This window comes from Sediminispirochaeta bajacaliforniensis DSM 16054 (assembly GCF_000378205.1).
Classification (GTDB): domain Bacteria; phylum Spirochaetota; class Spirochaetia; order DSM-16054; family Sediminispirochaetaceae; genus Sediminispirochaeta; species Sediminispirochaeta bajacaliforniensis.
Genome location: NZ_KB899409.1, coordinates 154,146 through 176,242 on the forward strand (window position 1 = coordinate 154,146; position 22,097 = coordinate 176,242).

The following is a 22,097-nucleotide window of genomic DNA, read 5'->3' on the forward strand; positions in this document are numbered from 1 at the left end:
TTACCCCCTATCCCCGGCAGCGATACAGGCCGTAAAAAGATCCATAGCACTAACGCCTGCAATGTAACGTTTATATTCTGCAGAACCGAGATAATCGGAAACCGGCTTTATCGCGTTTTCAAGGTGCTGAGGAAGCCTTTCAAGAGCCTCGGGTTCCGAAGCCAAAAGCGTCTCTACCGATTTCACTCGCCGGGGACTTCCCGGAAGCCCTCCGACGACAAAACGAACACCCTTCTCAGGAACTTCGGTAAAGGCACAGGCCATGACAAAAACGGGAGAGCCCTGGGAGGTCCTGGTAAGCCTTGCGGTTCGCAACAGTCGCTTCGGATCAGGGACGATGATATTCATGATCAAACCCTGCTTATCGGAAAGCCACTGCTCCAGGGATACTGTTTCTCCCGATGACATCTCAAGGAGGGCATCGTAGGCAAGCAACACAGGGATGAGATAACTGTCCCGGCGATCGGAGGCAATATTGCCTCCGGCCGTCGCCATGTGACGCAGGGGACGGCTTGCGGCCTGACCGGCAGCATGGCGAAGAGGATCAGGCAGGGAACCTTCTTCCGCTATCTGCTGAAGCGATATACCAGCTCCAATGATAAGGGAAGAAGCCGACGTTTCGATCCTTTTCGGCGTTACAGCGGAAATGTCAATTGCGATACTCCCGGAAACAGACGAGTGAAGCCTGTTCACCTCACTCCCGCCGGCGAGAAAAAAGGCCTCGCTTCCATACCGATTTTTTAACTTCAGAGCCTCTTCGGCCCGAGATGGTTTCACGTATTCTCCTACCATATCCACCTCCCTATCGCTCCTCGAGAAGCCTGGCAGCAATGGCATTGGCCTTCCCGGTCAGCTCTCTTTCGTCAAAACCGACAAGGCAGCCCTCATCGACGACCACCTCGCCGTTCACGATGGTGTAGGCGGTCCCATGGTCGTAACCGGAGAAAAGCAACGCGGCAAGGGGATCGGAAAGGGCCCCGGCATATTCGAGCCGATCGACATTCCAGATAGCCATATCGGCCGCCATCCCCTCTTCAAGCCTTCCCACCTTTTCGTAACCAAGTAACCTTGCACCGTTTTCCGAGGCGATCTTGAAGGTCTGTTTTGCGGTAAGGGCACCGCTTCCGTACTTGACCCGCTGGAGCAGCATGGCCTGACGGGCCTCTCCCAAAAGATCGCTGGTATCGTTACTGGCAGAGCCATCCACCCCAAGGGCGACATTTATCCCCCGCGGCAGCATCTCCGAAACCCGACAGATACCGCTTCCCAGGCGCATATTGCTGGCTGGACAGTGGGCGATGTGGCTGCCGGTTTGGGCCAAAATATCGAGTTCCTCATCGTTAAAATGGATACCGTGGGCAAAAAAGACATCATCACCGAGAAAATCGCAGTCGGCCATCACCAGTACCGGGCGTCTGCCGTAGACCTGAACACAAAAATCATTTTCATCCAGGGTCTCGGCAAGGTGGGTGTGCAGGCGAACCCCATGCTGCCTCGCAAGGGCCGCAGAATCTTTCATGAGCTGTTCGGTTACGCTAAAGGGGCTACAAGGGGCCAGAACAACCTTGCGCATAGAAAAATCGCTTCTGTCGTGATATTGGGAGATGACCCGCTCGCTGTCGGCCAAGATAACCTCTTCGGTCTGCACCACCGAGTCGGGGGGCAACCCCCCATCCTTTTTCGAGAGGCTCATGGATCCCCGGGTCGGTGAGAAGCGCATACCGAGGGTTTCGGCCGCCTCGAACTGAAGCCCCATGAGGTCACCGGCAAAATTATTGGGGTAGAGGTAGTGGTGATCGGTAGTAAGGGTACAGCCGGTCTTCAGAAGCTCGGCCATGGCGAGAAGGCTTGAGTAGTAGACAGCCTCTTCGTCAATGTGCTTCCAGACCTCGTAGAGATAGACCAGCCAGTCGAAAAGTTTGGCGTTCTGCACCGCCGGAATATTTCGTGTCAGGGTTTGGTAAAAGTGGTGATGGGTATTTACCAGACCGGGAACCACCACATGGGTGGAACAGTCAATAACCCGGTCGGCCCCGGCAGGATCGATCTTCGGGGCGATCGATGCAATTTTGTTGCCGTCGACCAACATATCATAACCGCGAAGCCCTTCGGCCTGGCCTCCGGGATGCAGGTAATAGATATCCTTTAAAAGCAGTTTTGCCATGGTCAGGAGACTCCTTTCTTCAGTTCGTCATCGATAAATAGTTCCAGAAGATTGAGGGCAACCCTTTTTCGATAGGCTGCGGTGGAACGCTGATCGTCTATAGGCACGATCATGGCACCATAGGATTGCAGGAGGCGCTCGCGAAGCTCTTCAAGCTCGCCGGATCCCGCCCCGGCCAGGAGCCTTTCAGACTCAAGGCTACGAACAACCGTCGGACCAACAGCACCGACGGCAATCCTGACATCATCGATCCGGCCGCCCTTGATCTTGGCGAGGCCGCAGAAGCTCAGTTTCGAAAGGGCGTTTGCCTTTCTCGTTCCCACCTTGCGATAAAAAGTAAGCGTCCAATCGAGAGCGGGGACAATGATGGCCGACACAATCTCATCATCGGCGAGGGCTGTTCGGCCCGGCCCCGTCACAAAATCAATGACGGGAATCTGTCGTTCACCGGAAAGGCTTTTACAGACGACAGAGGCTCCAAGAGCATAGAGGGCGCAAATCGAATCTCCGGCAGGAGATGCGTTGCAGAGGTTCCCGGCCATGGTGCCGACATTTCGCAAGGCTGGTGCGGCGATTCCCCGGATTGCTTCGGCAAGAAGGGCCGGGGTGCCGGGATACTCCATGATTTCGGTCAGGGTGGCACCCGCACCGTAGATAATCTTTCCACTGCTTAGCTCAATGTTTTGGAGTTCCTTCAAATGGCCCAAAAAGAGCACGGATTTTGGAAAAGCAGGAAGCGTCCCCGCCCAGCTTTTGTAGCGAACCATGAGGTCCGTACCTCCGGCAAAGGGAAGAGCCCCGCTATTTTTCCGTAATTCGAGCGCCTCGCGGAGGGTTTGAGGTTTGTATCCCGTTACCATAGCCCCCTCCCCTTTTTCGCGGCAAGCAAAACCCCGCGAACAATCATGTCGTAACCGGTACAACGACAGAGGTTACCGGAAAGCCCTTCCCGCACCTCTGCCTCGCTCGGATCGGGATTCTTGCGCAAAAGAGACTCGGTTGCCATCATCATTCCGGGCGTACAGAAACCACACTGAACAGCCCCGCTTTCCGCAAAGGCCTCGACGATGCACTTACCCCGATCCGTGTCCCGGAGTCCTTCCGGGGTTACGATCTCGCATCCCGCAACGGTAGCCACGGGGATCAGACATGAATTAACAATCTTTCCGTCCTTGAGAACGGAACAGGCTCCGCACTCACCCTCTCCACAGCCCTCTTTGACGCCGGTAAGGCCGAGATCTTCACGAAGCAGATCAAGTAGGCGCAGAAGCGGATCGGCTTCCACGCTTACCGGTTCCCCGTTTAATGTAAAAGATACCAAGCTCATCCTTCGATCACCTCCATCAGATATTCCGGCGTGACCGGAATCCGGTCTATAGGCTTGTCGATCGCCCACTGAACCGCATCGGCATAGGCAGGAGCGGCGCCGTCGAAAACCAGCTCTCCCGCCCCCTTTGCTCCAAAGGGACCGTAGGGATAGGGATTGTCTACCAATTGGTTGTGGATGGATGGGAAGTCCATGGAGGTCGGAATGACATAATCGGCCATGGTATGCTGGCGAAAGCGTCCGTTTACCGCCTCCAGCTTTTCAAGGCTGGCATAACCGAGCCCCTGGATGATACCGCCATGAGCCTGCCCTTCAACCACCCTCTCGTCGATGGCCGTTCCCACATCAAAAACCGACCAGATTCCCTTTGTGGAAACCTCATAGGTAACAGGATCAACCTCCACTTCGACAACGTTAATGCCCCAGCCGAAAGAGGGATATGCATCCCCCTGAAGATCATCCTGGTTCCATTCCAGTCCGGGAGGCGGGGCGTAACGGTGGGAAACCTCGACCATTTTCCCCGGCTTCCAGGCGGCTTTCAACTTCTTTGCACATTCCTGGACCAGAAAACCCACAACCGCAATGGAGCGAGAGGCACAGGTCGGGCCGGAATCGGGGACACGGTCGGTATCGGGATTATCATAACCGACATCATCCACCGGCAGGCCGAGAACCTGGGCAGCGATCTTACGAAAGGTGGTTTGGAGTCCCTGCCCCATCTCTACGTTACTCACCAACAGGTCAACCTTTCCGTCACGCCTTCCCCGCATGGTAACAAGGCCCTTTATGATCGCCTGTTCTCCATTACCGGTAAAACCGCTGCCGTGATTAAAAATCGATATGCCGATTCCCCGAAGGGCCCCACGACTATACTCGGAGGCCTTTCGATCGTAGTCGGAGGCTTCTTTGATCTTTTGGAGCATCTCCGGCAGCTTGACATCCTCTTTGATCTTGCCGTTGGTGACGGTTACACCACCCTTTTCCGTAAAATAACGCTCTTTAAAGGTAAGCTCATCGGCGCCAAGCTGCCGTGCAAGATGGCTCATATGCATCTCAACCGCAAAAAGCCCCTGGGGCGCCCCGAAACCGCGGTAGGCATCGCTGGGCACATTGTTCGTGGCAATGGCCCTGCCCCGAATCTTGACGTTGGGAATGTCGTAGACACTGTTGGAGCTGAAAATCGCCCTCTGAAGAACGACAAGCGAGCAGCTCTCGTAGGCCCCAGCGTTTATCTGTACATCGATATCCATACCGATGATTTTCCCATCTTTGTCCAGGGCCGTTCGGAAACGGGTTGTACTGGGATGCCGTTTGGGGGTAAAGCTGATGTCCTCGATGCGGTCGAGAACCAGCTGAACAGGCTTTCCTATCTTGTGTACCGCAACGGCGACAGGGGTGGCCATCACATCGGGGAAGTGCTCCTTGCCGCCGAAAGCGCCTCCGGTAACAGCCTGCTTCACCCTCACCTCGTCGGAAGAAAGGCCTAAACAATGCGCAACGGCCTTTCGAATATAAAAGGGACACTGGCTTGAGGCGTAAAAGGTAATCTTCCCCTCTTCCAGGGTTCCGATGACCCCCTGAGGCTCCATGTAGATATGTTCCTGATAGCCGGTGCTGATCTCATCTTCGATGATTTGATCGGCAGCGGCAAAGGCGGCGTCGGGTTCTCCCTTTACCAGATGGTAATCGGCATAGAGATTATCATCACCGTATAGCGGCCCCCCTTTGAGTGCCAGGGCCTCCTCCAGCGTGAAAGCAGGATCGAGATCCTCGTAGACTACCTCGATTCCTTTCAGGATTTCCAGCACCCTTTGTCGATCAGGCCCTACAACCAGGCCGATGGCTTCTCCGATATAACGGACCCGGCCGTCGGCGAATACGGGCCAATCTTTTTTGATCATTAAGACTTCATTGGTGCCACCAGAGGGGATATCGTTTTTATCTATGAAAAAATAGCCCTCGGGTAGCGTTGGGACATGTATCTCAAGGATCTTTGCCCTGGCGCGATCCGAGCGGAGAACCCTGGCGTATAAGAGTCCCGGAAACTGGAGATCTGAGACATACTTGGCAGCTCCGGTACTCTTTGCGGTGGCATCGACTCGCGTCACGGCCTTACTGATGTTTGCATTCATTCAAGACCTACCCTTCTTCCTCCCGGACGGAGGTTAGCGTCGAAAAGCCCGTCCGTCGTCATCGGCGGACGGGCATACAATTCTATACACTAGTAATATACTAGTTTTTCCCCTCAAGTACATAGGGAAGCATGGCATAAAAAGCCGAACAGATCTCAAGATCATCTACCCTGGTGATCTCATTAGGGGCGTGGGCCTGTGCCTCATCCCCGGGGCCGAAGCCGATGGCCGGAATTTTATGGCGTCCGGTAGTGGCAACGGCATTTGTGGAAAACGTCCACTTATCGACAACCGGCTCCTTGTTCCAGAGCTCCTTATAAGCGCTCACACCTGCCTGGACCAGTGTATGGTCCTCGGGAATTTTCCATGTGGGAAAGTACAGCTCCTGATGATAGTCCAGCTTCTTCCAGCCGAACTCTTCGTACATGGGCATCTCGACCTGTACCTTATCCTCGCTCTCGCCGATGGCCTCGGAAATGTACTTTTTCACCTGGGCGATGGCAAGTTCCTTGTCCTCACCCCAGGTCAGGCGCCGGTCAAGGTAGAGCATAGCCTGATCGGGAACCGCGCACTGGCTTGGGCCCTTTACATCAATCTGGCTTACCACGACGGTTCCCTTTCCGAGAAAATTATCGTCGTCGGGCTGGAGATCTGCATTGAGCTTTTCCATGGCAAGGGCGGCACGAGCTGCCTTGTAGGCGGCACTTTCACCCCGCTCAGGGGCGGAACCATGGCTGGAAACCCCTTTGAGGCGCACCATCATCTCCATCCTTCCCCGGTGTCCGCGGTAGATACGGCAGCTGGTCGGTTCGGTAGAGACAAAGAGGTCCGGCTTGAACTTCTCTTCTTCGATAAGGTACTTCCAGCACATACCATCGCAATCCTCTTCCATGACGGTAAAGGTAAAGTAGATGGTGTATTCACCGCTGTAGCCAAGTTCCTTCAGAATTCGACCAGCGGCAATCATGCTGGCGGCTCCACCCTTCTGATCACTTGTACCGCGACCGTGAATCAGGCCATCCTTGATAAGGCCGGAAAAGGGATCGAGTTTCCACTGGTCGGGGTCGCCAACCTCTACGGTATCGATATGGGCGTCGAAGGCAATGGTCTTAGGTCCGTTTCCAACCCTGCCGATCACGCTTCCAAGACCGTCGATACGAACCTCGTCGAAACCGGCATCCTGGCACATCTGGACAATCTTTCGGCAGACTGCCTCTTCATCCCCACTGTAACTTTTGATCTTTACCATTTCGCTCAGGACTTGTGCCGTATAGTCACGGTATTCCTTCGCTTTTTTTAGAATATCGTCACGAACTCCCATATTAATTCTCCTCTGTCGTTCTATATTCGCCGTCTTTTTCAATCGGCTAATCTGTCTATGTTCTTCCAGACCCGCATTGTCGCCTTGCGGGCTTCGGCATACAGTGCCTCTGCATCAAAGGGGAAGCGGCCATCTTCCAGCACCACGCGGCCGTTAACAAGTACGGTTTTGACATCACCGCTTGTCATACCGAAGGCCATGTGCCCAGCGATATTTTCGGGGGCAAGCGGCGTCGGGCTAAGATAGTCGGCAATAACGATATCCGCCTTGTAGCCGGCTTCCAGGCGGCCGTACTTTTCATCGAAATAGCGCTCCAGGATAGCGTTTCCGTTGTAGAGAAACCTCAGATAATCATCCGGCCAGAGCGGGCCGCCTGCATCCTTGTGCTTGAAGTAGGCGAACTTAAACTCCTCGAACATGTTTGCGCCGATCCCGTCGGTTCCCAGGGCAAGATTCTTGTACTTCGGCAGATTGACATTGTAGCCGACCCCGTTGTTCATGTTGCTTCGGGCGTTATGCACAAGATAGGCATCGGCCTCGTTGATAAGCCGAATATCCTCATCGGAAAGGTAGATGCCGTGGACCAAAAGCGCCTTCTCGTTAAGGAGACCGTGGTCGGCAAGCCGACGGCCGAGATCCTTGTTGAAACGCAGGTGAGAATCACTGACATCGTAGCGCCCCTCGGCAACATGAAGGTGAATTCCCCGGCCGGTTACATCGACCGCTTCCTTCATTGCAACAAGCCCTGCGTCGGGAAGGGTAAAGGGGGCATGTCCTCCGATGGCCGCCTCCACAAGATGATCGCCCCTGCCGCTTTTCTTCTCTTCGTCGATAAGCTTGGCAAATTCGATATTCTCCTCGATCCCCTGTTCCATGCCCTCAAGGCCGTTTCGATCCGTGGTCTCGTAACAGGTCATACCCCGAAGGCCCACCTTTTCGAAGGACTTCTTCAAGGTGGCAAGGCTTCCCTTGATATAACTGGGACTTGCATGGTGATCGATGACCGCAGTGGTTCCGGACTTGATGGCATCCATAGAGCAAATGAGTCCGGAATAGTAGACCGACTCCTCGTCCAGGGCCCGATCAAGGAGCCACCAGAGGTTCCGAAGGGTCGAGACAAAGTCCGGGGTCGGACCGACCTTGGCCATGACCCCACGGGATAGGCCGCTGTAGTAGTGATGATGGCTGCAGACAAGGCCCGGATAGACCAGTCTGCCCGATGCATCGATCACCTTCTCCGCCCGGTCCCGATACGCTACTCCGGCATTTTCCCCCACGGCGAGTATGGTATCACCGTCGATAACGATATCGGCCTTCTCCCAAACCCTGGGAGGGTTAAACTGCATTGCCTGAGCATCTTTAATAATGATCACTGGTTATTCTCCCACTGCCGTAAGCAGATAATTGTATTCACTTGCCACCTTTCCGATCACAGCCGAAACCCTTCTGTCCACAAAGCCGCCGGAAATCCTACCCTCTTTGTCTATCGAGTATTCGGTAACCTGTCCGTTTTGGCGCAGGAAGAGCCTTCCTTCCTGGATGAAAAAGCCGGGATTGGACGAATTCTCGAAATCGTCTTTTCTGTTGTAGATGGTGAACTTGTCTCGATAGGGCCTGCCGTCGTGGGGGCAGAAGGTCGCACAGTTTCCGCACTCGTTGCAGTAGGCATCTATGTGGAGGATCTGCGCCGGATCGTGAAAATCGGCCAACTCAGGGCTCTCTATGACGATGTTTGCCCGGTTGGGGCACACTTCCACACACTTGTTACAGACGTAGTTGCACTCCAGACACCTCGCGGCCTCCCGTTCTGCGAATTTCGCATCGCCCGCGGCCTTCACATCTTCGGATTCGAGAATCTTTCCCTTTCGCTGAAGCAAAACAGCTGCACGATCGCCGGATTCGGGAAGCCGTATCTCGTGCTTCCACTGGCTGTCGGCAGAACGGCAGATCGAATCGGCTGCTTTTCGCCCTGCGGCGACACAGCGGACAATGGTAGAAGGCCCGCTCTGAGCGTCTCCGCCAAGGTATACCCGCGGAATTTTCGTTTCCAGGGTAGAGGCATCCACCTCGGGCCATCCGTCAGGGCCAAGGGGAAGTCCCATATCACGGAGGGCCTGTGCATCGACGGTTTCCCCAATGGCAGTGATGATGGTATCGGCCTCGATGGTTTCGGTCTTTGCAGTGGCAACCGGTCTGCGTCGTCCCGAGGCGTCCATGTTGCCGAGCTCCATCACCCGGCAGGTGACACTGCCGTCGGCATCGAAGGACTCGGGGTTACGGAGAAAATGGAACTCCACGCCGTCCTCAACGGCCATATCATATTCTTCCAGGTCGGCGGGCATCTGCTCCCTGGTTCTGCGGTAGAGGACCGAAACCTTCTCCACACCGGGGACCTGAAGGGCCGCCCGGGCGCTGTCCATTGCGGTATTTCCCCCGCCCACGACAACAACACGCCGTCCCAGTTTCACATTCTCAGGGGCGTTTCGGAACTCCCACAGGAAGTCAAGGGATTCCAGGACCCTGTTGTCGGAGCCGTCGAGGGCCATTACGTTACCCTTCTCCGCTCCTACCCCGAGAAAGATAAACTCAAACCCCTTTGCAATCAGTCCGTCGATGGTGACGGACTTGGAATTGATATTAAACTCAAACTCAACGCCGTGGGATTTGATGAACTCCACATCCTTTTCAATGGCGGAAAGGGGAAGACGGAAATGGGGAATGACATGACGCACAACCCCGCCGGCAGAGTCGTGTTTCTCAAAAACCTTTACATCAAACCCTTCCCGTGCAAGGAAGTAGGCGGCGGATAATCCGGCAGGACCTGCCCCGACTACCGCAACTTTCCGGCCGTTCTTCCTGGTCGCCGTGTTGTGGCGGCGAATATACTCATCCCAGCCGTTGTCGGCTGCGATTCGTTTCATTTCTCGGATCTTTACCGCCCCTTCGTAGTCAAGCCGTGTACAGTTATACTGACACTGATGGTCGCAGATCTGGCCGGTGATGTTGGGAAGGGCGTTTTTTTCATAGATAAGATCCAGGGCCTCGCTGTAGCGACCTTCGCCGGTGAGCCTGACATACTCGGGAACATCCTGTCCGATGGGGCAGCCGATGGTACAGGGAGCCACATAACAGTCGAACAGCGGCAGCGGCCGGTGGGTTTCTATCCGGCTCTTTCCCCTGAAATCTTTCACCGCATTCTGCGCCGAAAGGGCCTGCTGTGCCATCTTCTTTACCGCCCCGACATCGACCGTACCCTTTTCCCACCCTGAAGAGGCGTCGGTGAGGGCCGAAAGTTCAGCCATTCTGAAATAACCGCCGGGTTTGAGCATATCCGTTGCCAAGGTGATGGGACGGATTCCAGCCTCGAAAATGGCCTTCACATTAAAGGCGGAGGCACCACCGGCGTAGCTGATGGGCATCGTTCCGTCAAACTCCTCTGAGATGAGGGCCGCGAGATTAATGGTCAGGGGATAAAGGGCCCTGCCGGACATATACATTTCGTCTCCGGGCAGTGCCCCCTGGTCGTTGACCGATCCGAGGGTATTGGAAAGCTTAACCCCAAAGGTCAGCCCTTCTTTTTCCGCCAGCCCCTTAAGCCGCAGAAGCATCTCCTTGGCGGCCTCCCACTGAAGATCATGGCCGAAAGCTTCTCGGCTTAGGTGCAAATAAGAGTAGCCCATACCATCCAATATTTCCCGTACCCTGTCATAGCCCAGAAGGGTCGGGTTGAGTTTGACATAGGTGGGGATCTTCTTTTCTGTGAGCATGTAGCTGCAGATCGCCTCGATTTCGTCTGGTGGGCAGCCGTGCATAGTCGAAAGGGTCACCGAAGGAGTGATCTTCGAACCGATTCTCTTCGATATCCCCTGTAAAGCAGGAAACCGAGCTTCCAGATCGGTGCCTGCATACAAAGCGCCGTCGCTAAGGACAGCCTCAAGGCTCTCAAGCTGTTCCTTGAATCGCGCATCATGTGAAGAATCAATCATCCTCTCGATAAATTGATCCATCCGTTCCGTTTTGATGCCGGCGAGATCATAGCCGACACTCATATTAAAGATAAAAGAGGGCCCCTTACCGTCGCCAAGTTCAAACAACTCCTCAAGCACGTGAAGAAGCAACCACGCCTTTACATATTCATCGTATGCCTTGGTGAGGGTGTACTCGGTGGACCACTCGGTGTTGTAACATTCATCTCTTGCATCGATACATGGTTTTGCAATCTCAAGGGTATCCATGATCTGAACAGTCTTCAGCTCCATAAAACGGCCACCGGAAAGATATGCGGCAATAATATTCTGAGCGAGCTGAGTGTGAGGCCCGGCGGCAGGTCCCATGGGAGAACTACAGCTTCCGTGAAAAACGGAAATCCGTTTTCCCGACGACGGTCGGTAAAATCGTGAAACAGGTATACCGAATATCGACTGTGACTTCCTATATTCTCCAAAAACTCTCTCTACCAGCTCCCGCAAGGGAACAGGCCGCATGATATCTCCCATACGCACCCCTTATTACGTTGAAATAGAATAAAGCTGACTTTTGTGTCCCGGTCTGACTTTATTGTACCGTGTTTCATTCTGTTGTCAACAACGAATGCAACAATTTGCAACATTTTTTACGCTCGTATCTTGACGTGGGGGACAGGGTGTAGTATAGATGAAGTAGGGTTGGAATTTGAGAAATACGAAAGTTTCACTTAGATATTTCAATTTTTCCGATCTTTATGCTGTAGTGATTGCGTAAATGTACAGGTTATTGTATCTTTTAGGCGATTGGCTCGCTTTGAAGTTCCAGTAACCAAAAAAACATCATAACGAGAGGGATACGAAATGATCGATCTGACCATGCACGAGGACGTAAAAAAGAAAAATGTTCAAAGATGTCGTGAACGAGGCATCATTCTGCCCACCTTTGCCCAAATGAAAGATCCTTCAAAAATTCCGGCTTCTGTCCGTGAAAAACTAAAAGAGGTTGGCCTGTGGGACATCAATCCCCTCAACCTTTTCCGCATCACCTGGAAAAACGAGCCGACCAAGGATGGAGGAACCTTCGGAGGGGTCAACTACATTGAGATTCCCAAAGAAATAACCGGGGTCAAAGCACGGGTCTTTGCGATTGTAGGGAAATGGTTTCCCACCGGAGCCCATAAGGTAGGAGCCACGTACGGTTGTCTTGCTCCCGCCCTCATAACCGGAAATTTCGACTCTACAAAGCAGAAGGCTGTTTGGCCCTCTACCGGCAACTACTGCCGCGGCGGCGCATATAACTCCGACCTTCTCGCCTGTGATTCCATCGCCATCCTCCCTGAAGAGATGAGTGCCGAAAGGTTTAACTGGCTTAAAAAGGTGGCAGGAGAGGTTATTGCCACTCCCGGTTGTGAAAGTAACGTTAAGGAGATTTTCGACAAGTGCCATGAGCTGACTTCCCAGCGTGGCGATGCCATCGTTATTTTCAACCAGTTTGATGAGTTCGGGAACTATCTCTGGCATTATGAAGTAACAGGAAATGCCATCGAAGAGATCGTGAAAAAAGAGATGGGGCCGAAGAGTCGGTTTAAGGGCTATTTCTCCACCACCGGTTCTGCGGGCACCATCGGTGCGGGAGATTATCTGAAGCAGAAATTTCCAGAATTGAAGATCGCGGCAGGGGAAGCACTTCAGTGCCCGACCCTGCTAAGTAACGGTTTCGGCGGGCATAGAATCGAAGGGATCGGCGACAAGCATGTGCCCTGGATCCATAACGTACGGAATACCGATATGGTCATCGCCATCGACGATGACGATTCCATGGATCTGCTCAGACTTTTCAACGAGCCGGCAGGCCAGGAATATATGAAGAAAATCGGAATCCCTGCCTCTTTCGTCGATAACGCCGAGCTTCTTGGAATCAGCGGCATTGCTAATGTCCTCGGTGCCATTAAGATGGCGAAATACTACGAGATGGACGAGGATGATGTTGTGGTAACCGTCCTTACCGACTCCTTCGAGATGTACCCCAGCAGAATCAAAGAGATGCAAGAGCGGGACGGCGAACTGGATACTGTAAAGGCGGCGCAGATTTACCACGGCAGCCTTGAGAAGCAGGGCATCGACAACATGATGGAGCTCGGTTACCGGGACCGCCTGCGGGTCCACAACCTCAAATACTACACGTGGGTCGAGCAGCAGGGAAAGACCTATGCCCAGATCAATGCTCAGTGGTACGACAGGGACTACTGGACAAATATCCAGGCCCTTACTCCTAAAATCGATAAGCTGATCGAAGAGTTCAACGCCGAAGTCGGCCTTATCTAAGCGATTTCACAAAAAAAGGCCGGCACTGTGCCGGCCTTTTTTTCGTCTCAAAGAACGTTTACGCAAAAAGGATTATTCAAGAGGAGCCTTCCATGGAGTTTCATTACATATGTAACGACTGCGGAGCAGAATACGACTCGAAACATATCATCTACCGCTGCCCGGCCTGCAGCGGAAAGGCAGCAGAGGGAGAGATGCAACGGGGAAACCTGCGTACCATCATCGATCCTGCCTATCTTAAAAGCCTGGCGGACAAAAAAAACCTTTCGCCCTTTGACTTCTTTCCCTATGAGATCCCCACACCCCAGGCATATCCGGTAGGGAATACTCCCCTTCTCGGTCCCGAGCGGCTGAGAAAAAGATATAAGGTCCCCAGGCTGTTTTTGAAAAACGACGGCATGAACCCTTCCGGTTCCTTTAAAGATAGGGCAAGCCAGCTTGTGGTGGGGCAGGCCCTCCACTTCGGGGAACAAAAGGTTGCCCTCGCTTCGACGGGGAATGCAGGCAGTGCCATGGCCTGTGCGGGAGCCGCCTACGGGTTGGAGATCATACTGTTTGTTCCGGAAACGGCGCCGAGGAACAAATTGATGCAGTCGGTGCTTTACGGAGCAACGGTAGTTCCGGTAAAGGGAACCTATGATGATGCCTTCGGACTTTCCATCGAGTTTACCGAAAAACATGGGGGCATCAATCGGAACACCGCCTACAATCCTATGACCGTCGAAGGCAAAAAGAGCGTGGCCATCGAACTCTTCCTGCAGTTTGCAAGGCGTGCACCCGAATATGTCTATGTGCCGGTGGGGGATGGAGTAATCTACAGCGGCGTGGTTAAGGGCTTCAAGGACCTCCTCGATGCAGGATTAATCGAACGCTTGCCGAAGGTTATCTGCGTTCAATCGACAAAAAGCAACGCAATAGCCCAAGCCTGGGAAAGCGGTGAGGCAAAAACCATCCCGGCGGCAACGACGAAGGCCGATTCCATCAGCGTGGCAAGCCCCGCCAACGGCCGCATGGCTGTTGACTTTATCAACGAGTGTAAGGGCTGGGCAAGCCAGGTGAGTGACGAGGCTATCATCGAAGCGGAGCTTGAACTCTGCAAAGAGGCAGGCCTTTTTGCAGAACCGGCAGCCTCGGCAGCATGGGCCGGATACAAACAAGATCTGGCTTCAGGCAAGATCACTCCAGAAGCGGAAGCGGTCGTCCTTCTTACCGGCATAGGCTTTAAGGATATGAAGGCTGTGGAAGATACGATAAAGATGCCCAACAGCGTCGAACCGAAGCTCGACGCTGTTGAGGCCTTTTTGTTCAAATAGGTTCAAATAACCGTTGGTGAAGTAAAGCGGCCTGTGTGATCGGTAGCGAAGGCCGCTTTGCCATCGACAACTTCAATCCCGACAAATTCAGTAAAAAAACATCATCATTACGACACGATCTTTTGCGTCGGATGGTCGAGGAGAAAAGAACATACCGCCTCCACCGAAGGAATATGACCGCAAGCCCCGATGTGGGTGGCATTTATCGCTGCTGCGGCCTGGGCAAAGGCAGCACACTCTTCCGGCGGATACCCTTTCAGAATGCCGTAGGAAAAGGCAGCCACAAACGTGTCGCCACAGCCGGTGGTATCAAGCACTTTTATATCCGTAAAAGCGGGGATTTGCCCTCTCACACCGTCGATATCGATATAACACCCCTGAGAACCCAATTTAATTACGACGTTACCGGCCCCACGATCACGAAGTTTCCGGCACATTTCGGCAGGATCACCAGCCCCTGTCACCGCGGAGGCTTCCTCAAGGCTCGGCATCAAATAGTCGATATGCGGCAAAAGAACATCAAGGACTTCATCGGCAGCTCCTTCGGTATCGCAGGTCATATCCGCCACCGTAATCACTCCATGTCTTTTAGCCTCGGCGAGCAAGCTTCCGGCCCCATGACGGTCAAATTCCGGCATAACGAAAAGGCTGCCGATTGACAAGAGTCGGGCCTTTTTTACCGCCTCCAGACTATATGCGTTTGGAACATAGTTCTTACCGCAACCGCGATCGAAAAGGAAATTCCGCTGTCCTTCCCTGCCGACCAAAACGAGAGAGGACATGGTGGTATCGTGTTCATACCTCTGGAGATACTCGGTACAAATCCCCTTCTCCGATAGGAGCCCGGAGAGATTTTCGGCCTTCCAATCATTCCCCACGCAGCTAAAAAGTGCTGCCGACAGCCCCAAAGAAGAGGCGGTAATCGCCTGGTTTGCAGCATCCCCCCCGATGCCGAGGGAAATAGTATCGACCGGCGTGCTATCCACCTGAAAGACATGGGGGCCGATGTTTCCGGTCACAACGATATCCAGACAGGTAATTCCGGCGCAGATCATTTCGAACTCAGACATTTATAGCCCTTCCATCCGGAACACTCACGCCTTTCCGGCGCTTCCGAAAACCTGCATCCGCTCTTCCACTGTTTTTTGAAAGGCGTTCATCATGGTCCAGGATATGGCAGCCATATCTGCATAGCCGTCGTTGAGTTCCTTCATATAGGCGTTCAGCGCATGAAAAACCGAGACACTCGAGCCGGTGTAGAAATTTATCTTGCAAATCCCAAGAGAAACGGCCTTTCTGAAATCGTCGTCGGAAATGCCCGATCCCCCGTGAAGGACAAGAGGAACCGCAGATGCAGCCGCTATATCGGCCAAAAGATCAAACTGAAGATTCGGCTCGCCCTTGTAAAAACCGTGAACATTCCCAATAGAAACCGCAAGGGCATCCACCCCGGTAGCATCCACATAGGGCCTTACCTTCCGTAGATCGGTGTAGTTGGCCGCAACGGCAACCCCTTCACCCGCCTCGGAACCACCGATGACACCGAGTTCCCCCTCGAGAGAAACACCCACGCTGTGTGCCATATCAGCATACTGCTTCGTGAGTCTGATGTTATCCTCATATGAATACTTCGTCGCATCAAACATGACGGAGCTAAAACCGCATCGCAGGGCCGTCATCAATGCCTTTTCCGTCAACCCGTGATCAAGATTCACGACGACAGGTACCGTTGCTTCCTTTGCCGAGTGGATGATGGCGGGATAGAGCCTCAGGATGTCGACATCCTCAAAGGAGATCTCCGCAATATTTATGATAACAGGGGAGCGTTGTGCCTCCGCTGCCTTCAGAAGAGGAGACAAACAGAGGCCGTTGGTGATATTGAAGGCCCCGACCGCATAGTTTCCCCGCTTTGCTCTTTCCAAAACATCTTTCAGTGTAACCAGCATCTTCAACCTCACTGATATTTTTCCCCATCATACATGACTATCACCACGATTCGCAACACTATAAAAAGAAGGCTTCCGCCTGCCCAAAGGGGAAAGCGGAAGCCGTAAGAAGATGGCGGACCATATCGTGGGATCAGGGCAGTTGTGATATGTCGATATTCATGGCCGCAGCAAGCCTTTCCTTATCTGCCAAAAGCGGTGCAAAAAGCTCTTGCCTTGAGCGCATGTGATAAAGGGCAAGGTTCCAGTCGGGCTCGGGAACCGTTACAAGGGCCTTGACGGCATCCTCTGTATAACCATTCACGGCACGGCCGAGCGCCCAAAGCATGGCAAGGGCCGCCCTGTTCCTGCCGTTGTCCTCGACAGCCCCCGACTCCATAAGGGAGACGGCCGTGGCATAGGCTTGGGAAGAAAGATCGATCTGTTTCATACCAAGCAGATGATACGCAAGCTCGATATCTATGAGAAAGCGGTCCTGTCCACCACCATCCGCAGCCTCGGGTGCGCCCCTCTCGGCCTGAGAATAAAGTTGAAAGAGAATGCGATCGGCGAGAGCAGGAGTGATGCCATAATCCTCCGCCACCGCGGGAAAAGCGGAGGTAAGACCGAATTCCCAGAAATCATACGCATTGTTCTCAAAAAGCGAGGGAAGGGCAGACGTCTCAAGGTCGACAAGGTCCATGGAAAGGAGTTCGAGGCCACGCAGAAACTCATCGATCGCCTCGACTCGTTCCGTAGGAGGCTTATTGATCAGATAAGGACCACAGTCAAAGCTTGTTCCCGGAGCAAGGGAGGCATCTTTTTTCGGTACTATATAGGAGAAACCATCCCCTCCCCCGTACCATAATTTCAGGCCTATTGCCCCGATGCCGTTGGTTTCGTAGTAGTTTGGAACAATGGTCCTTGCAATAGAGGGAATATAGGTCTTTCCGTTTGTATAAGAAACGTCGACGGCATTAGACCAAAGCTCAAGCAAAAGCCCGGACTCGTCGTAGCACTGGCTGACGGGATAGGTCCGATCACGGTACCAGAGAAGATCACCCTTGGCATCAAGAAGCCCCTTCGAAAGCCAATATCCGCTAAACAAAAGATTTCCGGCACCGTCGATGAGGAGGGTGTCGTCACTCTCGAATAAACCGGAAAGCAAATCTTTCGCCCCTTTCGGATGGGATTCCGGCTTGATGCTCCAGAACAGGGGAAGAGCCTTGCCGTCAAGAAGCGAATAGGTCATCAGGTCGGCATCTTGTGCCGGATCAAAGTCGTCGGCAAAAAGCCTGGCATAGCTCGCGCAGTACAAGAGACTCTTTTCATCATCGCTGAACCGAAAAGCGGGGCCGCCGGCAGGTGTGTGGACATCGGCATGGCGAAACGAGAGAAAAACCGCTCCGCTATTGTTGTCCCATATCACCATTTCCATCCCCTCGCTGTAGAATTGTTGGGGAGAACTCATGGTGGGAAGAATCTTTGCTGCACTGTATCGTCCGAACGGACTGATACCGGTATAAGAAGGAAGATACGAGGCAAAAGGTCGTATGGGTATGGAGGAAGAGATCTGTGTAAGCATGGATAAATCGTGGCCGAAACGGTCACTCAACTCTCCAACTATCGGGGGCTTGTGAAAATTGATAAGGGCCCTCCCTGTTGTCGGTGAGTATATTCCACCTGTATCGCTATCAGATGAGCTATTACGAGCGAAGCCGACGCCGGAAGCGGTAACGGCAAGCTCCGGGGACAACACCTGAATCTCGTCCCAAATAGGAGGAGAGTCGAAGGGCAACGCCAGGGGGCCGGCGTAGGGCTTATGCTTCAGTACGGTCTTGATCTTCTTTGTCTGAGCAAGCTTTCCCGTATGAAGTTCATATTTCTGGAACCAGATGTAGTCAAACTCTTGGACCGACGCTTCGGGAACGAGGGTAAGATAGTACCACCTTCTCCCCTTTTCATCGGCAACAATCATGGAACTGGCGACCCGAAGGCTTTCGCATAGATCGTCTTTCGGGATGGAAAGCACAAGTTTGGCAGGCTCTCCAGGCGTTACCGTTTCCGGAGAAGATCCCGAAGCGGTAAGCTCTTGCAGCGCAGTACAAGAGACGACAAGTAAAGAAAGCGACGCCAGGATGAGAATGATTCCCTTTTTGCAGAAACTTCCTCGGTTCGATCTCATCGTATATCTCCTTTCTCCTACAGACGCGGCCATACCGCGCTTGCCTTTGCTTCGCTGGTCCATCCACTTCCGATATAGCCCTGCCAATCGGGAAGAAAGTACTGGGATGGTGCTCCCTCCAGATCCACCTTAATAAGTTGGGTAAAGTAATCAAAACGCATGTTGACCTGCGATATTTTTACAATGCGAATCCGCTTTGCGGTATACCAGTTGCCGTTTCGCTTTTCGACAACTTCATAAAAACCGTGTGCGAAGTTTACGGAGACCCCCCTATCCCCAGAATGGTTGATAAAACTGACGGCGTTACTATTCTGAGCATAGCAAAAGCTTCCAAGGCCTAAAGCGAGAAAGAGTACCAGTAAATAGATTTTCGTTCTCATACAGTGCTCCTCTATAAAAGAGTGTGATGACATGTTGTTATTATGTGACCGAAGAAGAGGAGGGTCGAGAAACAGAAAAGTAGTATTTTCGTTACAAAAATGTTACAGAGACAAGGCGACAGCCCATCTATTGTTTGGTACAATTTATCATGGATGTTGGAGCAGTATGCCCCGTAACCGGCCTCGCGATCTTTGAGCCGAAGCACTGGTTTTACAGAAGTTCAAACAGCAACTATACCGGGCGTCTCTATTTGGTGGGAGAGCACGTTATGGTTTGGCAACCCAAAGGGGTTCCCGCCTTGGAGGATGGGGAGGGTGTCACCAGGCACATCTACCGGGCTATCGATGAGGTTTTTGCTCCAGGAACCACATTCCATGCCTTTTTTGATTACTCAGGTCTGGAAAATCCTCCCATCGCCAACAGGCTCAGAGTATTGAAAAACCTACGTGAAACAGCAGGGAAACTCAAGCGTATCTATTTCTACGGCATGAATAGAACGGTCCGAACCATCGTACGGCTATCGGTTCAGATATCAGGCCTCTCTGAGAAAATCATCATCTGCAGAGATTATCGCCAGGCCATCGAATTTGTGAACGAATACACCAAAAAGCTCGGCAAGCAGGAATCGCTCCTGCCTGTATATCAGCAGAGCGAAATCAGAAAGTTGGTGGAGATCATAGGCACCATTGTCTGGAACAGGGATTATGATGTTCTCATTCCCGAATTGCCCGGCGAACATCCCCTCTCGGAACTCTACAATGCCCTGGATGTGATGCGCCACGATTTGCAACAGTTAGACGAACAAAACAGAGACGCCATGCAGCGTCTGGAGGAAGCGAATCGCGCAAAAAGCGATTTTCTCGCCAATGTTTCCCATGAAATCCGCACTCCAATAGGGGGAATCATAGGGGCTGTAGAGCTGCTTCAGAATACCGCATTGAATGATGAACAGCAGCATTTTCTGCAGATTCTTCAAGGCTCCTCGGAGGCCTTGATGAGCGGGGTAAACGACGTCCTTGATCTTTCCAAGCTGGAGCTGGGAGCGATGGAGATCGTTCCCAGACCAACCAATCTTTCCGTTCTCCTGACCGAACTTGCCACCATATTTCGTCCCCGATGCCGCAAAAAAGGGTTGGAGCTTTTCCTTACGTGCGAAGTGGATGAAAAGCAGGAATATCTGGTCGATCCCATCAGGCTTCGGCAGATCTTGATGAATCTTCTCCACAATGCCCTGAAATTTACCCCGAAGGGAAGCATACGCCTTGATTGCAGATCTACGGGGATACAAAAAGAAGACGGGGAATTAATGTACCGCCATGACTTCTCGGTACAGGATACCGGCATCGGCATTCCTCAGGAAAAGATAGAAACGATATTTGAGAAGTTTACCCAGATTCACAATACCGAGGTCCAGAATTTCGGAGGTAGCGGGCTGGGCTTGCATATCGCCGCCGCACTTGTTGCCAAACAGGGAGGGACACTTGAGGTCGAGAGCAAAGCGGGAAAGGGCAGCAGGTTTTTCTTTACCCTGCTGCTGCCGAAAAGCGAAGAGAAGAGGCCATGGAACCAGGAACCAGAGACAATAAGAAAAACGTTTTTTGGTAAGGTCCTGCTTGCAGAAGACGACGAGGCGAACCGGTTTATCATCAGCTCCCTGCTGAATAGTTACGGCTGCGAGGTCCAACAGGTGGAAAACGGACGCCTTGCCCTTGATTGTATCGAGCATGAGCGCTTCGACATTGCATTCATGGACTGTCAGATGCCGATCCTAAGCGGAAGGGAGGCAGTGGAGATACTCAGAAAACGAAATGATGCCATAGGGGATATGCCCGTAGTTGCAGTAACCGCCTATGCAGCTGAAGATACGGAACTTCTCACAAACGATGGCTTTGATGCAATCATCGCAAAGCCGGTGAGGGGAAGAGACCTGGAACCGATTCTCCGGCTCTTTTTGGAAGAACGACCGATCGGTCCGGAAGGTTTCCCCTCCCCTCCCCCCTGGGAGCAGCGGCGCTGGGAGTTGATAAGCACCGAACTTATCCGTAACGTGCCGCATGAGCTGCAACGGCTTGAGGCCGTATTGTCGAAAGAGGATGAGGAAAAGGAAGCGGAGATGATCAGCCACAGCCTAAAGGGATTTTTTAGAACGATGTTGTATCATCATCCTAATCCCGTTCTGCTCTCCCTGGCTGAAGAACTCGATAAGCGTGTTCATGAGGGCCGGCGAAGCGAAGGAATAGAGATCTGCCGCAGGATAAGCAGAGCGATAAAAGGATATAGGGAAGGAGAAGGTGCCGATCGTGAAAACCAAGATCTTGATTGTAGAGGATGAATCGTACACCGGTGCCCAGATGAAACAGGCCCTGGGCCATCCGCTCCTCGGAGAGTCGGAAGTATCGCTTGCTCCGGATGGAAAAACCGCTTTGTATCTACTATCGGAAACCTTTTTTGATCTGGTGCTCCTCGACGTCGTTCTTCCCGATATTGATGGTTTCAAGATCGCAAAAGAGCTGAAAGAGCGCAACATTCCCTTTTTCATGATCTCTTCAAGGGACCTTCCCAGCGATGCCATCCTCGGATTTCAGGCCGGAGCCGAGGATTATCTAAGAAAACCTGTCGACAGCGAAGAACTTGCAGTAAGGGTTGCCCATTTTCTCTCACGCAATACGCTCTTCGACGGCAAGAAGGAGGGGACGCTACGATTGGGACAATGGACCATCGACATGAAGCAGCAGCGGGTCCGAATCGACCAGACAGATGCGCCGCTGACTCCCATCGAATTAAAACTCCTTCTTCTTCTTGCAAAAAGGGCCGGTTCCTATACATCCACCGAGGAGCTTGCAAAAGGCCTCTGGCCGGAGGCCCCGCCCAATGACCTGGCACTGGCTGTTCGCGTACATATCCGCCGTCTTCGGACAAAGCTGGAACAGGATCCCAAGGCTCCCCGCTATATCATCAACAAATGGGGCGCCGGTTATCGGCTGCATATCGAACAGGAATCCTAAACACATTTCCGCACCGATGAAGGTACAGCAATGTACCGATCCGGGCCAGCACTG

At 52.9% G+C, this 22,097-nt stretch carries 16 protein-coding genes; 4 read left to right on the forward strand and 12 right to left on the reverse strand.

The annotated features are described in order from the left end of the window. The 8 genes from F459_RS0105150 to ygfK all read right to left on the reverse strand — a co-directional run bounded on the left by F459_RS0105150 (position 1) and on the right by ygfK (position 11,440). The gene (locus F459_RS0105150; RefSeq protein ID WP_245540087.1) at positions 1-777 is read right to left on the reverse strand and encodes an FAD binding domain-containing protein; all 777 of its coding nucleotides are present in this window, start codon (positions 775-777) and stop codon (positions 1-3) included. Between the two features lie 25 nt (positions 778-802). Further along, complete coding sequence (locus F459_RS0105155) at positions 803-2,164, reverse strand: 8-oxoguanine deaminase (protein WP_020611669.1); 1,362 nt, start codon at positions 2,162-2,164, stop codon at positions 803-805. A 2-nt stretch (positions 2,165-2,166) separates the two neighbouring features. Beyond that, positions 2,167-3,024 (reverse strand): FAD binding domain-containing protein, encoded by an 858-nt coding sequence (locus F459_RS0105160; protein WP_020611670.1) that lies wholly within the window; start codon positions 3,022-3,024, stop codon positions 2,167-2,169. After that, complete coding sequence (locus F459_RS0105165) at positions 3,018-3,491, reverse strand: (2Fe-2S)-binding protein (RefSeq protein WP_020611671.1); 474 nt, start codon at positions 3,489-3,491, stop codon at positions 3,018-3,020. The genes F459_RS0105160 and F459_RS0105165 overlap by 7 nt, the downstream gene beginning before the upstream one ends. Continuing rightward, positions 3,488-5,623 carry a xanthine dehydrogenase family protein molybdopterin-binding subunit gene (locus tag F459_RS0105170; protein WP_020611672.1) on the reverse strand — a complete coding sequence of 712 codons (2,136 nt, stop codon included), beginning with the start codon at positions 5,621-5,623 and terminating at the stop codon, positions 3,488-3,490. The genes F459_RS0105165 and F459_RS0105170 overlap by 4 nt, the downstream gene beginning before the upstream one ends. A 100-nt stretch (positions 5,624-5,723) precedes the next feature. Beyond that, complete coding sequence (locus tag F459_RS0105175; RefSeq protein WP_020611673.1) at positions 5,724-6,944, reverse strand: YgeY family selenium metabolism-linked hydrolase; 1,221 nt, start codon at positions 6,942-6,944, stop codon at positions 5,724-5,726. A 38-nt stretch (positions 6,945-6,982) separates the two neighbouring features. Continuing rightward, entirely contained in the window at positions 6,983-8,317 is a 1,335-nt protein-coding gene (gene ssnA, locus F459_RS0105180; protein WP_020611674.1) for a putative aminohydrolase SsnA, read from the reverse strand. A 3-nt stretch (positions 8,318-8,320) separates the two neighbouring features. Beyond that, a complete protein-coding gene (gene ygfK / locus F459_RS0105185; RefSeq protein WP_020611675.1) occupies positions 8,321-11,440 on the reverse strand; it encodes a putative selenate reductase subunit YgfK in 3,120 nt (1,039 codons plus the stop codon). Positions 11,441-11,770: 330 nt separating this feature from the next. Here ygfK and F459_RS0105190 point away from each other — a divergent pair, with 330 nt between their 5' ends. Further along, positions 11,771-13,234 (forward strand): pyridoxal-phosphate dependent enzyme, encoded by a 1,464-nt coding sequence (locus F459_RS0105190; RefSeq protein ID WP_020611676.1) that lies wholly within the window; start codon positions 11,771-11,773, stop codon positions 13,232-13,234. Between the two features lie 92 nt (positions 13,235-13,326). Next, on the forward strand, positions 13,327-14,547 hold the full coding sequence (locus F459_RS0105195) for a threonine synthase (protein WP_013253975.1): 1,221 nt from the start codon (positions 13,327-13,329) through the stop codon (positions 14,545-14,547). Between the two features lie 107 nt (positions 14,548-14,654). Here the strand turns inward: F459_RS0105195 and F459_RS0105200 are convergent, their stop codons facing one another. From F459_RS0105200 to F459_RS0105215, 4 genes are all read right to left on the reverse strand, one after another. Then, positions 14,655-15,617 carry a carbohydrate kinase family protein gene (locus F459_RS0105200; protein ID WP_020611677.1) on the reverse strand — a complete coding sequence of 321 codons (963 nt, stop codon included), beginning with the start codon at positions 15,615-15,617 and terminating at the stop codon, positions 14,655-14,657. A gap of 24 nt (positions 15,618-15,641) precedes the next feature. After that, entirely contained in the window at positions 15,642-16,493 is an 852-nt protein-coding gene (locus F459_RS0105205; RefSeq protein ID WP_020611678.1) for a class II fructose-bisphosphate aldolase, read from the reverse strand. A 133-nt stretch (positions 16,494-16,626) separates the two neighbouring features. Further along, entirely contained in the window at positions 16,627-18,657 is a 2,031-nt protein-coding gene (locus F459_RS0105210) for a hypothetical protein (RefSeq protein WP_020611679.1), read from the reverse strand. A gap of 17 nt (positions 18,658-18,674) precedes the next feature. Beyond that, on the reverse strand, positions 18,675-19,037 hold the full coding sequence (locus F459_RS0105215) for a hypothetical protein (RefSeq protein ID WP_020611680.1): 363 nt from the start codon (positions 19,035-19,037) through the stop codon (positions 18,675-18,677). A gap of 269 nt (positions 19,038-19,306) precedes the next feature. Between F459_RS0105215 and F459_RS0105220 the strand changes: the two genes are divergently transcribed. Both F459_RS0105220 and F459_RS0105225 read left to right on the forward strand, forming a co-directional pair. Then, complete coding sequence (locus tag F459_RS0105220; RefSeq protein WP_245540088.1) at positions 19,307-21,370, forward strand: ATP-binding protein; 2,064 nt, start codon at positions 19,307-19,309, stop codon at positions 21,368-21,370. Further along, positions 21,339-22,043 carry a response regulator transcription factor gene (locus tag F459_RS0105225; RefSeq protein WP_020611682.1) on the forward strand — a complete coding sequence of 235 codons (705 nt, stop codon included), beginning with the start codon at positions 21,339-21,341 and terminating at the stop codon, positions 22,041-22,043. The genes F459_RS0105220 and F459_RS0105225 overlap by 32 nt, the downstream gene beginning before the upstream one ends. Positions 22,044-22,097 lie beyond the last annotated feature (54 nt).